General features: G+C 71.8%; 12 protein-coding genes and 2 pseudogenes. 9 read left to right on the forward strand and 5 right to left on the reverse strand.

What is annotated here, in order from left to right; all coding sequences use genetic code 11:
• Positions 1-2 precede the first annotated feature (2 nt).
• The 4 genes from AB0435_RS23860 to AB0435_RS23875 all read right to left on the reverse strand — a co-directional run bounded on the left by AB0435_RS23860 (position 3) and on the right by AB0435_RS23875 (position 3,875).
• Positions 3-1,298 (reverse strand): MFS transporter, encoded by a 1,296-nt coding sequence (locus AB0435_RS23860; RefSeq protein ID WP_366427919.1) that lies wholly within the window; start codon positions 1,296-1,298, stop codon positions 3-5.
• Entirely contained in the window at positions 1,295-2,002 is a 708-nt protein-coding gene (locus tag AB0435_RS23865; protein WP_366005324.1) for a TfuA-like protein, read from the reverse strand. The genes AB0435_RS23860 and AB0435_RS23865 overlap by 4 nt, the downstream gene beginning before the upstream one ends.
• Before the next feature lie 19 nt (positions 2,003-2,021).
• Entirely contained in the window at positions 2,022-3,392 is a 1,371-nt protein-coding gene (locus AB0435_RS23870) for a YcaO-like family protein (RefSeq protein WP_366005323.1), read from the reverse strand.
• A gap of 189 nt (positions 3,393-3,581) precedes the next feature.
• Positions 3,582-3,875, reverse strand: coding sequence for a thiovarsolin family RiPP (locus AB0435_RS23875; RefSeq protein ID WP_366005322.1), 294 nt, complete (start codon positions 3,873-3,875; stop codon positions 3,582-3,584).
• Positions 3,876-4,310: 435 nt separating this feature from the next.
• On the opposite strand from AB0435_RS23875, the gene AB0435_RS23880 reads away from it, so the two are divergent.
• The 9 genes and pseudogenes from AB0435_RS23880 to AB0435_RS23920 all read left to right on the forward strand — a co-directional run.
• Positions 4,311-5,441 (forward strand): glycine amidinotransferase, encoded by a 1,131-nt coding sequence (locus AB0435_RS23880; RefSeq protein WP_366427920.1) that lies wholly within the window; start codon positions 4,311-4,313, stop codon positions 5,439-5,441.
• A gap of 161 nt (positions 5,442-5,602) precedes the next feature.
• Entirely contained in the window at positions 5,603-6,697 is a 1,095-nt protein-coding gene (hppD, locus tag AB0435_RS23885; RefSeq protein ID WP_366427921.1) for a 4-hydroxyphenylpyruvate dioxygenase, read from the forward strand.
• Positions 6,694-7,800, forward strand: coding sequence for an alpha-hydroxy acid oxidase (locus AB0435_RS23890; protein ID WP_366427922.1), 1,107 nt, complete (start codon positions 6,694-6,696; stop codon positions 7,798-7,800). Before hppD ends, AB0435_RS23890 begins: the two co-directional genes overlap by 4 nt.
• Positions 7,797-9,254: a PLP-dependent aminotransferase family protein gene (locus AB0435_RS23895; RefSeq protein ID WP_366005318.1), complete on the forward strand. Its 1,458-nt coding sequence runs from the start codon at positions 7,797-7,799 to the stop codon at positions 9,252-9,254. Before AB0435_RS23890 ends, AB0435_RS23895 begins: the two co-directional genes overlap by 4 nt.
• Positions 9,169-9,867 carry an iron-containing redox enzyme family protein gene (locus AB0435_RS23900; RefSeq protein ID WP_366005317.1) on the forward strand — a complete coding sequence of 233 codons (699 nt, stop codon included), beginning with the start codon at positions 9,169-9,171 and terminating at the stop codon, positions 9,865-9,867. The genes AB0435_RS23895 and AB0435_RS23900 overlap by 86 nt, the downstream gene beginning before the upstream one ends.
• A 39-nt stretch (positions 9,868-9,906) precedes the next feature.
• Positions 9,907-10,767, forward strand: a complete 861-nt coding sequence (locus tag AB0435_RS23905; protein ID WP_366005316.1) for an alpha/beta fold hydrolase — start codon at positions 9,907-9,909, stop codon at positions 10,765-10,767.
• Positions 10,745-12,139 carry a tryptophan 7-halogenase gene (locus tag AB0435_RS23910; RefSeq protein WP_366427923.1) on the forward strand — a complete coding sequence of 465 codons (1,395 nt, stop codon included), beginning with the start codon at positions 10,745-10,747 and terminating at the stop codon, positions 12,137-12,139. Before AB0435_RS23905 ends, AB0435_RS23910 begins: the two co-directional genes overlap by 23 nt.
• A 50-nt stretch (positions 12,140-12,189) precedes the next feature.
• Positions 12,190-13,965 (forward strand): non-ribosomal peptide synthetase, encoded by a 1,776-nt coding sequence (locus AB0435_RS23915; RefSeq protein ID WP_366427924.1) that lies wholly within the window; start codon positions 12,190-12,192, stop codon positions 13,963-13,965.
• Between the two features lie 615 nt (positions 13,966-14,580).
• Positions 14,581-15,703: pseudogene (locus AB0435_RS23920) on the forward strand (MFS transporter); the annotation flags it as partial.
• A 175-nt stretch (positions 15,704-15,878) separates the two neighbouring features.
• Here the strand turns inward: AB0435_RS23920 and AB0435_RS23925 are convergent.
• A pseudogene (locus tag AB0435_RS23925) lies at positions 15,879-16,024 on the reverse strand (IS3 family transposase); the annotation flags it as partial.

Raw genomic sequence — 16,024 nt, forward strand, 5'->3', positions numbered from 1 at the left:
CCTCATACCCGTTGTCCCGTACCGGGTTCGGGGCAGCTGGGCGCCGGGCTCTCCGCCCTGTCCTCGGCGGACACGGCAGTCGACCGCAGGCAGCAGGCGGCGACCAGGAGCGCGAGGGCGGCCGCCGCGGGGGGCAGGGCCAGGGCGCGGGCCGGGCCCAAGGCCGACACCGTCACTCCGGAGAGCCAGCCACCGCCCGCCGCGCCCAGTGCCATGGCGGCGGTCTCCGCGCCCATGCCTTCGGTGAGCAGACGCGGCGGCAGGAGCCGTTCCAGCAATACCAGTCCCGAGGTGCCGATCGGAGTGACCGTCAGGCCGGCGACGAACATCGCGGCGGTCAGTGTGGGCACACCGGCGGACAGGGCGAGGGGGAGGAGGCCGAGAACCTGGACGCCCAGACAGCGGATCCACAGCACGTGCGGCGCCGCCCGCCAGGTACGGCTGCCGTACCAGAGCCCGCCGGCCATGCTGCCGAGGGCGAGTACGGCGAGCAGCGGTCCGGACAGCGCACGGGATCCGAGGCTTTCGGCGCGGGCTACCACGGCGAGGTCGAGCACGCCGACGACGAGGCCGCCGCAGAAGGCCACCGCGATGATCGCGGGCATGCCACGGACGGTGAGGGCGGTACCCCGGTGGGAGCGGCCCTGCCGGGGCGGTGGCTCGGTGGCACGCTGCAGGGCCAGCGAGGTCGAGCCCCCGACGGTCAGCAGCAGACAGCACAGCAGGCCCGCCCGCGGGCTCACGTGCGTGGCCAGTGCCGTGACGACGACGGGGCCGGCGATGAAGGTCACCTCGTCCAGCACGGCTTCGAAGGAGAAGGCGGTCTCCAACGGGGCGGTCGAGGCGGGATCCGCGTCCGGAGGTGACGTCGTCGTCGGCCGCGGGGCCGCCGGGGCGGGGGGAGCAAGAACGTGCGCCCATCGCGTACGCACCATCGTGCCGGTGGAGGGCCGTGAGGCTCCGGTGACGGCTCCCGCCAGGCAGAGCACCCACGCCTCGGCGGTCGTCGTGGACAGGAGGGCCAGCAGGCCGGCCGTGTGGGCGACGGACGAGGCGAGCAGGACGCGGCGCTGCCCGAATCGGTCCGCCGCTCTGCCCGCTGCCGGTGCGGCGAGTGCGTATCCGAGCATGGTCGCGGCGGCGACGAGGCCGGCCGTCCGATAGGAGCCGGACCGTGCGGAGACCAGCAGGATCACGCCGAGTCCGAGCATGGGCACCGGCAGTCGGCCGATGAAGGCGGCGGCGCTGAAGCGGGCGGCGCCGGGGACCGCGAGGAGGGACCGGTAGGCGCGGATCAAGAAGGAGCCCCCTCGGGGTGCCCCGGCGTCCCGGCCGCAGGCGGAGGACCGCCCCGGGTGAGGTTCGCGTGGTGGTCGCCCAGGGCCCGGAGGAGCGCGAGGGCGTCCTCCGCCTTGGCGTCGGGGGCCCGGTCCGCGAAGTAGGCGGCGATGCCGTCCGTCGCGAAGCCCTCGGCCCGCAGCATGCGGAGGACGTTCGCCACCGTACGGTCGGGGAAGTACAGGGACTTCGCCAGGGCCAGGAACCGTTCGGCGGTGGCGGCGTCGAGCTCTCCCGCCGCGACTCCCGTGCGGACGGCGAACCGGAGGTTGATCAGTGGTTCGGAGGTGGCGTGCAGGGTGTCGGGGTCGTAGACGAGGGCCACCTCGTCGTCGGCGTCGACGGCTCCGCATGCGTAGGCGTCATGGATCCGGCCGATGCCGGTCACCCCGAACGGGCCGCATTCGGCGGCGCGGAGCGCACCCATGCTGGAGGAGCCGTAGACGGCGATGCCCGCGTCCACTGCGCGCAGGACCTCCTTGGGGGAGACGGCCAGGCTGCCGAGGAAGCGGCCGTCCACGATGCCGATGAGGCAGGGCGGCTGCGGACGGGCGAGCAGGGCGTCGATGTCGCCGCGGGCGACGGGCGGCAGGTATTCGGCGTCGAGTGTCCGGACCGCCGTGGCGCGGTCGAGGCTCGGTCCGAGGAAGACCACCGGGTCCATGCGGGGGCGCTCCCAGGTGTCAGACGGAAGAGGTCGTGGTCGAGGCGGTGCCGGGCGCCGCGTCCGGCACGGTCGCGAGCAGTTCCTGGACGGCAGTCCGCCACGCGTGCGCGGCGCGGGTCCCGATCCGGCAGTAGTCGGTCGCCCAGGACTCGAGCCGTGGTGCGATCACTCGCACCACACTGACCGGTATCTGAGGGGGCGACAGGTCGACCACGACGACCCGGGGGATGCCCGCCTCGCTCAGCCGGCCGAGCATGAAGTCGATGTCCCCCCGGACGTCGTCGCAGGGGAAGGCGCGGACGTCGGCCATGCCGGTCGTGCGGCTCGCCGGCTGCCAGGCCCAGGCGCTCTTGTCCACGGCGGCGGAGCGCCGCACGTGCAGCTCGTACTTGGCCACCTTCTCACCGGGCAGGCTGATGTCCTCGCGCATGGCCTGGATGTCGACGGCCCGGGCCTGGGCGCATTCGCTGAGCGCGCGCAGCAGCGCCACCTCGGCGTCGGGATGGGTGCCGTAGCCGCAGTGCCCCTGGGAGGTGGCCGGTCCGATGTCCTCGCTGGTGGCCGCGAAGAAGGTGGGGACGGCCAGGGAGGAGGTCACGTCGATGGCGCGTACGTCGATGCCGGCCGTGCGGAAGCGGCCGATCATCTCCTGTGCGGCGGGCGGCGCCGTCTCCAGGCGCAGATGCGGATGGCGGCCGCGGAGCCGGTCGACGGTGCCCGGCGGGATCCGCGCGTCGGCCCCCTCGCCGGCCAGCACTTGGGGCAGGTAGTTGCTCACGAGCTCCGCCAGCGTCATGGAGTCCCGCTCGATCAGCTCGCACAGCGCGTGGCAGACCGCCTCCTCCAGGCTGTTGCCCGAGGCCAGTCCCGTGGTGGTGGTGATGCGGTAGCAGGGCTCCTCGTGCAGACGTGCCTGGTAGACCGCGCCGTCCTGGGGGACGAGGACGGGCTCGTCGGCCAGCAGGTCCCACCCGCGCAGCCAGGACAGGGGGTTGTCGTCGCGGTAGCCGCGGGTCAGTTCGAGGGTGTACTCGGCGGGGTGCATGACGCTCTCGCCGGCGGTGGCGAGTTCGTCGTAGGAGGCGACGAGGTCGGGGCGTACCGGCAGCCAGGCGGAGTACCGCTCGATGGCCTCCATAACGGCGCTGACCTTGGCGTCGAGGTGGGTGGCGCCCTTGCCGCTGTACACCGAGATGCTGTCGTTGGACCGCGGGACGATCGCGCTGTAGACGGGAATGCCGAGGTGGTCCAAGCCGGTGATGTCGGCGAGCCGCGTGATGCCGGCCCGCCGCAGGTGGGGGCTGACCCGCTCCCAGGTCTCCCGGGTGGTGACCTCACGGTGGACGCCCGGGCCGGCGGCCTTGGGGGCTCGATCCCGCAGCCTCACGTTCGATCGGTCCTCTCCGTCGCTTCCGGGGCGCGGCCTTTCACGGGGAACAGTCGTGGAGATCCGTCCCCGTGGGAGGCCGCGGATGCCGTGCGCCCAGGGGCGGACACGGGTCCACCCCTGGGACGGCCTTTCCGTCGCGGCGAGCACGGGACCCGGCACGCCGGGCGGCCGCTCCCGCGCGCGGATTCAGCGGACGGTCTGTGCGCGCGGACCCGAGAAGTACCCGTCCGTCGCGCCGCGTACGGTCTGCGCGCGGGGCGCGGAGAAGTGCGCGTCGCCGACACCGCGGACGGTCTGCGCCCGAGGAGCCGCGAAGTAGGCGTCACTCGCGCCGCGTACCGTCTGCGCGCGGGGTGCGGAGAAACAGGCGTCCCCCGAGCCACGCACGGCGACTCCGGAACGCTCCTCCAGGAAGCCCTGCAGCTGCTCCGGGTTCAGGTGTGCGAGCTCGGAGAGCCCGAGATCCATGTCTTTCCTCATCAGGCTCTATTCCCTTCCACGCAGTTTTTGTTGCAGGTTTTGTTTCCGTTGTTCCTGTGATTTCGTCGCCTGTTCGCATGGCCAGAAATACGGTATGGCAGCACGCGAATCCGAAAGCCCGGAGGGAGGAGAGAAGGAAAGCGAACCCTCCGGTACATGGCTGTTTTTCCACCATGGCACAGGGGTGAGTCAGGGTCAACTCCCCCTTGTGGGCGTCGAATCAGTGTCCGGACGGCACTGTGGTGTATGAACGCAGTATTTCGGCCGCTGAAGCGCCCCGTGTGATGTGGCCGGATCTTCTGAGGGGCATTGCCGGGTCACCCGCCCGTTCTGTATAAAATACCAAGGCGGCGTCGGCGCTCCACGGCCCTGCCCGTTTCGCGGGGTCGCGCCCCGGGCGGGAATTCTTTGATGATCTCAGAGGAGAGCCCATCGATGCGGTTGAACAGCTACGACGAATGGTCGCCACTGCGTGAGGTCGTGGTCGGCTCCGCAACGAACTACACCTCGCACGAGCGCGAGCTCTCGTTCGACCTGTTCTTCCACGAGAACTTCGCCGAGTCCACCTGGTACTACCCCCGGCTTACCACGGCCGGCGCACCGGCCGCACCCGGCCGCTCCTCAATCAAAGAGCGGTACGTGAACGAGCTGAACGAGGACATCGAAGGCATCGTCAAGGCCCTGGAGGAACTGTCGGTCACGGTACGCCGGCCGATGGAACTGGACGCGCGGACCACCGAAGTACGTACCCCCGCCTGGTCGGCGGCCGTAGTGCCACCGCTCAATCTGCGGGACAACACCCTCATAGCCGGCGACGAGATCATCGAGACCCCTCCGATGATCCGGGCCCGATATTTCGAGACCCAGTTCCTCACCCCCGTCTTCGCGGACTACTTCCGTCAGGGGGCCCGGTGGACGGTGATGCCCCGTCCGCTGATGACCGACGCCTCCTTCGACCCCTCCTACGCCAACCGCTCCGCGGCGACCGAGCGGATCGGCGAACCGCGGCCCTCGCCGTACGACGCCGGTCACGAGATGATGTTCGACGCCGCGCAGTGCCTGCGGCTGGGCCGGGACATCGTCGCCAACATCTCCACAACCAACCACGCCCTGGCCGTCGACTGGCTCGAACGCCATCTGCGGGACAGGTTCCGCATCCACCGGGTGTACGAGATCAGTGACAGCCACATCGACAGCATGGTTCTCGCCCTGCGGCCGGGCGTCCTGCTGGTGCGCTCCCGGCAGGTCGCCGAGCTCCTGCCGCAGCCGCTGCGCACCTGGGACCTCATCGTCGCGCCGCCGCCGGAGACGGACAACTTCCCCGCGTACGACGATGACGACCTCATCCTGACCAGCCCGTTCATCGATCTGAACGTCCTGTCCGTCAGCCCCGACACGGTCCTGGTCAACGACGCGTGCCCGGAGCTCGTCCGGACACTGGAACGGCACCGCTTCACCGTCGTCCCCGTACGGCACCGCCACCGGCGGCTGTTCGGCGGCGGCTTCCACTGCTTCACCCTCGACACGGTCCGGGACGGAGGGCCGGAGGACTACCTCCACGGCTGACGGCCCCAGCCACCGGCGCCAGGCCCTCAGCCACGCGAACGCTCACGGAACAGCCACGGGAAGAGAGCGGCCATGCAGACTCCGGAGCCCGGAACGATCCGAGCAGCCGGCCCGGCGAGGGGCATCCCGATCACGTCCCCGACCCCACGACCGGTGTGCTCATGACGTCCTCCTCCACGCCCCCCGGCTTCGGGCTGAGCCACGTCGAGTTCCACGTCGAGGACCTTGCCGAGAGCGCCGGGCACCTGATGAACCGTTACGGGTTCCGCACCGCCGGGCGGGCCGGGCCTGCCGCCGGCATGCCCGCGTCCGGGTCGCTCGCCCTGCGGCAGAGCCACACCACGCTCGTCCTCACCCAGGCCCTCGCCGACGACCACCCGGCCGACGCCTATGTGCGGCGGCACGGCGCCGGCGTCGCGGACATCGCCCTGAGCACCCCGGACGCCGCAGCCGCCTTCACCGAGGCCGTGGCCAGGGGTGCCCGCCCGCTCGCCGCGCCCCGCCGGCACGACGACGGCCGGACCACGGCCACCATCGCCGGCGTCGCCGACATCGCGCACACCCTCGTCGACCACGACGCTGCCCGGCCCGCCCCGCTGCCCCCCGACTTCACCGCTGTGCCCAGGGCACCGCGGGGGAGCGGTGGCGAGGGCGCGCTGCAGACGGTCGACCACTGCGCGATCTGCCTCGAAGCAGGACAGCTCGCCCCCACCGTCGACTTCTACACCCGTGTCCTGGGCTTCGAGGTGATCTTCACCGAGCACATCGCGATCGGCGCCCAAGCCATGGACTCCCAAGTCGTCCAGAGCCCGTCCGGCACCGTCACCCTCACCCTCATCGAGCCCGACGTCACGGCCGAACCGGGCCAGATCGACCGCTTCCTGAAGGAGCACGACGGGCCGGGCGTGCAGCACGTGGCGTTCCGGTCCGCGGACATCGTGCGGACAGTCACCACGCTGCGCGGCCACGGCGTCGACTTCCTGCCCGTGCCCCGCGCGTACTACGACATGCTCGAGGCGCGGCTCGTCCCGGCCCGGCACACCACGACGGAGCTGCGGGCCCTGGACATCCTGGTCGACGAGGACCACGACGGGCAGCTCTTCCAGCTCTTCACCCGCTCCACCCACACCCGGCGCACCCTGTTCTTCGAGGTGATCGAGCGGGTCGGGGCCCGCACCTTCGGCGACGGCAACATCAAGGCCCTCTACGAGGCCGTGGAGAGCGAACGCGCCACGGCCCGGGGCCACCGCCCGTGACCGCGCCGGTGTCCGTCGACGACTACGCCGCGGCCGCGGCGCGGGTACTGCCCCGCCCGGTACGGGACTTCATCGACGGCGGCAGCGGTGCCGAACTCACCATGGCGGCCAACCGCGCCGCCCTGGACCGGGTGGCCGTCGTCCCGCGCGTGCTGACCGGCGCGGCGGAGCCCGCCACCGCCACCGACCTGGCCGGCGCGCGGGCCGAACTGCCCCTGGCCGTCGCCCCCATGGCCTACCAGCGACTCGTCCACCCCGACGGCGAGACGGCGGTCGCCGCGGCGGCGGCCGCGGCCGGGGTGCCGTTCACGGTCAGCACGTTCAGCAGCGTGCCCGTCGAGGAGCTGACGGCTCTCGGCGGGGTGACGTGGTTCCAGCTGTACTGGCTGCGCGGAGCCCGAGCGGTCGTCCCGCTGGTACGGCGTGCCGAGGACGCCGGGTGCGCCGCGCTGATGGTCACCGTGGACGTCCCCGAAATGGCCCGCCGCCCGCGAGACCTGCGGAACGGCTTCACACTGCCCGACGGCGTCCGCGCCGCCCACCTCGACGAACCGGTGCCCGGCCGTGCCCACCGGCACGGCGCCGGCCGGTCCGCCGTGGGCGAGCACACCAAGGAGATTCTCGACCCCCGGTGCGACTGGGACGACCTGCGCCGGCTCCGGCAACTCACCCGCCTGCCACTGATCGTCAAGGGGATCCTCGACCACCGGGACGCCGTCCGCGCCGCCGACCTCGGAGCGAACGCCGTCGTCATCTCCAACCACGGCGGCCGCCAGCTCGACGGCGCCGCCGCCACCGCCGACATGCTGCCCGCGGCGTGCGACGCCCTCGCCGGCCGCTGCCCGCTCCTGCTCGACAGCGGCATCCGCTCCGGCACCGACGTCCTGAAGGCCCTCGCCCTCGGCGCCCAGGGCGTCCTGCTCGGCCGCCCCGTCCTGTGGGGCCTGGCCACCGGCGGCCAGGACGGCGTCCGCGGCGTGCTGGACCTCGTCGACCGCGAACTGCGCTGCGCCCTCACCCTCGCCGGCTGCTCCGACGCCGCCGCGGCACGCCGGCTGCGCGTGAGCGGCCGGGACGGCGACCGGAAGGGAGTCCCCGCATGACCGGCCCCTCCCACCCCTTCGCGCTCGACCTCACCACCCTGCACGCGTCCCTCGGCGACCCGGCGCTGCTGTCGATGAACTTCCTCAACGAAGTGGCCGGCCGGTTCCCCGACGCGATCTCCTTCGCACCCGGCCGGCCCACCGAGGAGACCTTCGACGTCCAAGACCTCCACCGCTACCTCGACCGCTTCCGCGCCCACCTCGCCGAGCAGTTCGGCCACGACGAGACGCGCGTGCGGCGCGCCCTCTTCCAGTACGGGCGCACCAAGGGCATCGTCCACGACCTCCTCGCCCGGCACCTCGCGGTGGACGAGGGGATCACGGCCGACCCCGAGTCCCTCGTCGTCACCGTCGGCGCCCAGGAGGCCCTGTGGCTGGTGCTGCGGGCCCTGCGGGCGGACGCCCGCGACGTCGTCCTCGCCGTCGCGCCCACGTACGTGGGGCTCACCGGCGCCGCGCGGCTCCTCGACATGCCGGTGCGCTTCGTCGCCGAGGGGCCCGACGGCATCGACTTCGCCGACCTCACGGGCACGATCCTCGCCGCCCGCGCCGCCGGCGAGCAACCCCGGGCCCTCTACGTCGTCCCTGACTTCTCCAACCCCTCCGGTACGACGCTCTCCCTCGCCGCGCGCCGGCGCCTGCTGGACCTCGCCGCGCGCGAAGGGCTGCTGATCCTGGAGGACAACCCCTACGGTCTGTTCCGCGCCGCCGCCCGCCGCCCGCCCACCCTCAAGGCCCTGGACACCACGGGGCACGTCGTCTACCTCGGGTCGCTGGCCAAGAGCTGCTTCCCCGGAGCGCGGGTGGGGTTCGCCGTCGCCGATCAGACCGTGACCCTTCCCGGAGGCGGCAGCGGGCTGTTCGCCGACGAACTGTCGAAGATCAAGAGCATGGTCACAGTGAACACCTCGGCGGTGGGCCAGGCCGTCGTCGGGGGAATGCTGCTGGAGCACGACGGCAGCCTCGTCCGCGCCAACGAACGGAGGACCGCGCTCTACCGCCGCAACCTCGACGCCCTCCTCGACGGGCTGGACGCACGGCTGGGCTCCCTGCCCGGTGTGCGCTGGAACCGCCCCGGCGGAGGGTTCTTCGTCGTCCTGAGCCTGCCCTTCGTCGCCGACGACGCCCTGCTGGAGCACTCCGCCGTCCGGCACGGCGTGCTGTGGACCCCCATGAGCCACTTCACCACCGGCGAGCATGCCCGGCGTCAACTACGCCTGAGCTGCTCAGTCCTGACGGAGCAACAGATCTCCACGGGCCTGGACCGGCTCCACGCGCTGATCGCCGAACGTACGGCAGCGCACGACGCCCCGGCAGCCACCCGCCGCACCGACCGACCGGCACATCCGCGAGGGGAAGCGACTGACCATGGAAACGCTGGACCGGGCGAAGCTGGAGAACCTCGCCCTCGAACTCACCGAGCGTCAGTTCAGGGCCGTCCCCAGGCTCCGTGAGTGGCACGAGGGCACCTGGACCGACCGCGCGTTCTACACGCGCTACCTGATCGAGGTCGTCCTGCAGATCCGGCTGAACAACGTGGCCGACGCCTACGCCCTGTACAAGGCGAGCTACGGCGACTACCAGCTCGCCGCCAAACTCGCCCGCTACCTCGCGGACGAGATCGGCCACGAGGGCATGTTCGTGAACGACCTGGCGGGGCTCGGGGTGAGCCTTGAGCGGATCGACGCGACCAAGGTCCTCCCGGCGACGGCCAAGACGATGGGCTACCTGCGCCTGGCCACCGACGAGCGCGGCCCCGCGCCGGTCGCCCTGTGGGACTGGTACCTGGAATGGTGGTCGGACCGCTACATGCAGGCCATCACCGACTGCGCGGCGAAGGAGTTCGGGACCACCTGCACCAGGGGCGCGCAGGCCCACCTCGACCTGGACGGGTCCCACGGCCACGACGACATGATGTTCCGGACGACGGCACGGGCCGTGGAGCTCCACGGCTCGGCGGCGGACGCCTACGCGGACCTGGAGATCTTCATCGACCTGGGAACCGAGCAGTACCGCCAGCTCTTCGCCGCCGCGGCGGGCGCCACGACCGGCGCCCAGGGCTCGTGAACGCCGCCCCCGCGCCCGCCCGGGCACAGGGGACTCGCCGTGGGTGAGGCGGCGGACGAAGGGCGGCCGCTGCTGACCGATCTGACACAGGCCGCGGGGCTGACCGCCGGCCCCGCGGCGGCCACCGTGGTGTGCCTGCCCTACGCCGGTGGCGGAGCGTTCGGCTATCTCCCCCTGGCCCGGGCCCTGCACGAGGAGGGCAAACCGCTGCGGGTCCTCGCGGCCGACCTGCCGGGACGCGACAGCGACGACGACCGGCCGCCCGTGCCCGCGCAGCGGCTCACCACCGACCTGGCCCACGAGATCGCCGCGTCGGTACCGGGCGAACTCGTGCTGCTGGGGCACAGCTCGGGCACCGGACCGGCCCTCACCACCGGCCTCGCCCTGCGCGCCATGGGCCGTCCCGCCGCCCACTTCGTAGCTGTGGCAGCCCTTCCCCCTTCCTGCGGACCGGACGGCCACCCGGCTCGCGCCGCCCTCCTCCTGACGGACGCGGACCTCTTCGCCCGGTTCGCCGCCGGCCAGGCCCCGGCCGGGACGGACGGGCTGCCGCCCGAGGAACGCGCCGACATCGCCCGTGCCGTCCGCTACGACGTCCGCACCGCCCTGGACTGCTTCACCACGGCCCTGCGCGAAGCGGAACGGAACGTCGCCGCCCTCGGCTGCCCGGTCACGGCTCTCCTCGCCGACGACGACCGGTCCGTCACCGAGCACCGCGACGACGTCGGGCACTGGGCCCGCTTCGGCACGGCCCTGCACGTCGTGTGGACCGCCGAGGGAGGCCACTACCTCAACACAAGCCGCCCCCGGTTCCTCGCGAGCAGCATCCTGTCCTCCGGGGACCACCACGCCGTCACCCCTGCGAAGGAGTCAGGACATGCTCCGTGCACCGGACCCTGAATACGACGTGATCGTCGTCGGCGGCGGCCCCGGCGGCTCCACCGTCGCCACACTCACCGCGATGCGCGGCGCCAGGGTGCTGCTCCTGGAGAAGGAGCGGTTCCCGCGCTACCAGATCGGCGAATCCCTGCTGCCCTCCACCGTCCACGGCGTCTGCAAGCTTCTGGGCGTCCTGCCCGAACTGGAGGCGGCACACTTCACGACCAAGCGCGGCGGCACCTTCCGCTGGGGCAAGAACCCCGATCCGTGGACGTTCGCGTTCGCCGTCTCGTCGAAGTTCTCCGGCCCCACCTCCACCGCCTACCAGGTCGAGCGCATGAGGTTCGACCAGATCCTGCTCGACCACGCCCGGCGCAACGGCGTCGAGGTCCGCGAACAGTGCCCGGTCGTCGACGTCCTGGAAGCGGACGGGCGGGTCGACGGCGTGCGCTTCGACGACCCCGCCGGCACGCGCCGCGAGATCCACGCACGGTTCGTCATCGACGCCTCCGGCAACCGGAGCCGCATCCACGGCCGCACCGGCGGGCACCGCGTCTACTCCGAGTTCTTCAAGAACATCGCCCTCTTCGGCTACTTCGAAGGCGGCGAACGCCTCCCCGAGCCGAACAGCGGGAACATCCTCTGCGCGGCCTTCGGCTCCGGCTGGTTCTGGTACATCCCCCTCACCGACCGGCTGACCAGCGTGGGCGCCGTACTGCGCCGCGACGCCCTGGAGCACGTCCAGGGCGACCGTGAGAAGGCACTGAACCGGTTGATCCAGGAGTGCCCCCTCATCGCCGCCCACCTGGCCGACGCCCGCCGCGTCACCACCGGACCCTACGGAGAGATCCGCATCCGCAAGGACTACTCCTACTGCCAGGAAAAGTTCTGGCGGCCGGGCATGGCCCTCGTCGGCGACGCCGCCTGCTTCATCGACCCGGTCTTCTCCTCGGGCGTGCACCTGTCCACCTACAGCGCGCTGCTGGCAGCCCGGTCCGTCAACACAGTGCTGGGCGGCGGCGCCGGGAGCCCCGACGAGACACGGTGCTTCGAGGAGTTCGAGGCCCGTTACCGTGACGAGTTCAGCCGTTTCCACGACTTCCTGATGGCCTTCTACGACATGCGCCAGGACGAGGACTCCTACTTCTGGACGGCCCGGGGGATTACCCACGCCGCCGGATCCCCGCTGGAGGCGTTCGTCGAGCTGGTCGGCGGCGGTGCCTCCGAGGAAGGCGCCCTGTTCGACTCATCGCTCGTCGAGGCGGCCCTCGAAGCCGGCGCCAAGGTCCAGGCCCAGGCGGCCCTGGGAGAGAGCTTCGACGACGAGCCGGTCCGTGAGAACGGCCTCGTTCCCTCCGCCGACGGCATGTGCTGGGCCGAGCCACCTCCGTGAACACCCGGGCCCGTACCCCGCGTTCCGCACAGGAAGAGGTGATACGTCACGTGAGCACGCCGCGCCCGTCCACCGTCCATGGCCTCTTCGCGGAACAAGCCGCCCACCACCCCGACGCCATCGCGGTCGAGCACGGCGAGCACACGCTCACCTACGCGGAGCTCGACACCCGCGCCAACCAACTCGCCCACAGGCTGCTGCGCCTGGGCGTACGAGGACAACAGCGCGTCGCCGTGCTCCAGCGGCACACCCCGGCCCTCGTCGTCTCGCTCCTGGCCACGCTCAAGGCGGGAGCCGCCTACGTCCCCCTGCACCCGGACTCTCCCCCCGCGCGCCGCGCCCTGGTGACGGCCGGCTCGGCAGCCGCCGTCCTCCTCGTCGACCACGGCTTCCACCCCGTCGACTTCGACCACGACGCGCGGACCGTCGTCGTCGACGACCCCACCCTCGCCGCCGAGCCGCGGACCGCCCCGGACACCCTCGGCCACAGGGACGCCATGGCGTACGTGATGCACACCTCCGGATCGACGGGAGTGCCCAAGGGCGTCGCCGTGTCCCACGCGGCGGTGGCCGGCCTCGCCACGGACGCCTGCTGGGCGGACGGTGCCCACCGGGCCGTACTCTTTCACGCGCCCTACGCGTTCGACATCTCCACCTACGAGGTGTGGGTGCCGCTGCTCAACGGCGGACGGATCGTGGTCGGCCCCGGCGTCCCCCTCGACGGGGCACTGCTGCGCTCCCTCCTGACCCGGCACGGCGTCACGGCCGTCCATGTCACCGCCGGCCTGTTCGACGCCCTCGCCCACGACACCCCGGAAGCCTTCGCCTCCGTACGGGAGGTGCTCACCGGCGGGGACACGGTCCCTCCGCAGGCGGTGCGCCGGGTCCTCGACGCCTGTCCCGGCATCCGGATCCGGCACTTGTACGGGCCCACCGAGACCACTCTGTTCGCCACCCACCTGCTCCTGGAGGAAGGGGCCTGGGACGGCGGACGGCCCCTGCCGCTGGGGCAGGCGCGCACCGGCACCGCGACCTACGTGCTGGACGATGCGCTCAAGCCGGTGGAGGCGGGAGGGACAGGGGAGTTGTACGTCGCCGGCAGCGGCGTCGCCCTCGGCTATCTGGACCGACCGGGCGCGACCGCGGAACGGTTCCTGCCGGACCCGTACGGCCCGGCCGGCAGCCGCATGTACCGCACCGGTGACCTCGTACGCCTCGGCGCGGGCGGCGAGCTGGAGTTCCTGGGGCGCGGGGACGACCAAGTGAAGATCCGGGGCTTCCGCGTGGAACTCGGCGAGGTCGAGGCGGCCGTCGGCCGGCAGCCCGGGGTCGGCCGGGTTGCCGTGGTGGCCCGCGGGCGGGCCGGGGCGCGGCAACTCCTCGCGTACGTCGTGCCCGCGTCGGGCGGTGCCCTGTCGGGGGCCGCGGTCCGCGCCCGGGTGGCAGCGGTCCTCCCCGCGTACATGGTGCCCGCGGCCGTGGTCGTCCTGCCGGTCCTGCCCCTCACCTCCAACGGCAAGGTGGACCGCGCCGCCCTCCCCGATCCGGGCCACGCCGCCGGGAGCCGGGGCCGCCTGCCGCGTACCGAGCGGGAGAAGGAACTGTGCACACTCTTCGCGGCAGTGCTGGGGGTGCCCGAGGTGGCCGTCGACGACAGCTTCCTGGATCTGGGCGGCGATTCGTTGCGTGCCTTCCGGCTCGTCCACGCTGTGAAGTCCCGCTTCGGCGTCCGGCTGAGCCTGCGGCAGGTGCTGCAGACGCCGACGGTGCGGGCCCTGGACGCGTGGCTGGAGGGGCGCAGCGGCGAGGGGCGGGCGCATCCCTGATGTGGCGGATGAAGAAGCTGACGCTGGCGGGGTGGGGGTTGAGGTGTGGGGACAGGCAGGTGCTGGGGTGCGGGTGGTAGGCGTCCTGGCCTGGGGTTGTGTCAGCTTCGTTGAGAGCGGCGGGCTCGGTCCGGCAGGAGGCGGGACCTTTATCTGGTGTGCGGCGGGGCCCGGGGGTGTCGTACTGTGGATGAGTTCCTGTGCCGAGGTGTCGGTGGCAGTGACCGGACTTCCTGTTCCTTCTGCGTCGATCTTGAGGTGACGTCCTATTAATCAGGCCATGTAGTCGTCCGTGTTCCCCACGTGCTGTTTTGTCGCACGTGTTCGGGGGCGGACGTCGCGCTGGCCTGAGTTGCGTCACCCTCCCCCGTGTTTTCTGTCTCTCCCCGGGTGCAGCTCTGCCGTCTGCCCCGGGTTTCTTGCTGTCGGTCCCCGGTGCGGCTGACGGCTGGGCTCCCCGATTCCTTTGGATCAGGAGTTCCCGTCGTGTCTTCCTCCGCGCCCGGCAATGAGCCGCAGCACACCACCCAGCCCCCGGACCACCCAGCACCTCACCACCCGAGAATGGCCTTGGCCGCCCGGATCGCCCTCGTGGTGCTGCTGGTTGCCGAGCTCATGGACATCCTCGACCAGTCGATCGTCCTGACCGCCCTGCCCGCGATCCAGGAGTCAACCGGCGCCGGGCCGGCCGTGGTGCAGTGGCTGACCGCCGCGTACTCGCTGATGGTCGCCGTCGGACTGATCACCGGCGGACGCCTCGGCGACATCTACGGCCGGCGCAGGATCCTCCTCACGGGCACCGTCGTGTTCACCATGGCCTCGCTGCTGTGCGGCCTTGCCACCGGCACCGGTGTGCTGATCGCGGCCCGCGTGCTCCAGGGTGCCGGAGTCGCCCTGATGATCCCGCAGGTCCTGGCCACCTTCCACGTCACCTTCGTCGGTGAGAACCGCAGCAAGGCCTTCGGCCTACGGAGCCGTCCTCTCGCTCGCCAACGTCCTGGGCCCCGTCCTGGGCGGGCTGCTCACCGAGGCCGATCTGTTCGGGCTGTCCTGGCGGCCGATCTTCTTGATCAACGTGCCCGTCGGCCTCGCCGTGCTCCTCTTCGGGAACGAGTTCATCCCCGAGTCGACCGGACAGAAGACCGACCGGCTCGACCTGACCGGCATGCTGCTGTCCGCGCTGGCCGTCGTCATGATCCTCTTCCCCCTCACCGAGGGCCACACCCACCACTGGCCACTGTGGTGCTTCGCCATGCTCGCCACCGGCCTGCTCGCGCTCGGCGTCTTCCTGCGCCACCAGCAGCGCAAGCAGCACAACGCCCCGCTCGTTGCCCTGTCCCTCTTCAGGGCCCGGCAGTTCTCCGGTGGCCTGTCCACGCAGCTGATGCTCGGCCTGCTGTGCGGCCTGTTCTTCATGACCTGGACCCTCTACCTCCAGCGCGGCCTGGGCATGACGCCCTTCCACGCGGCCCTGGCCTTCGTGCTGCTCTCCCTGGGGGAACTGGCCGGTGCGGCGATCGCGGCGAAGAGCGGCGGGCGTTTCGCCCGCCGCCTGCCCCAGGCCGGAGCCCTGATCGCGCTTGTCTCGATGGCCTCCTACGGACTCCAGGCCGACATGTTCCAGACGGAGCTGACCCTCGTGGCGATGACCGCTCCGGTGGTCCTGATCGGCTTCGGCCTCGGCATGGTCGGCGGCCCGCTCGCCGACATGTCGCTGGCCGGAGTCCCGCACGAGGATGCCGGGTCCGCCTCGGGCCTGTTCAACACGGCCATGCACCTGGGCATCGCCCTCGGCACGGCACTGACCGCCCTGGTGTTCTTCGCCGCCACCGACGGGTCGTCCGACGCCGGGCTCAACCGTGACGCGTTCATCAGCGTGCTGTGGTGGGTGGGCGGCATCCTCGCCCTGATGTGCGTATCACCCCGCGCAGGCCGGCCTGGCGCATCAGACGCTCCACCGTGCAGCGGGCCACGGCATGACCCTTGCGCAGCAGCGCGGCGTGGACCTTGCGGGCGCCGTAGACGCTGAAGTTGTCCTTGTGGATCACCCGGATCTCCT

It is taken from the genome of Streptomyces sp. NPDC051173 (assembly GCF_040689515.1).
Classification (GTDB): domain Bacteria; phylum Actinomycetota; class Actinomycetes; order Streptomycetales; family Streptomycetaceae; genus Streptomyces.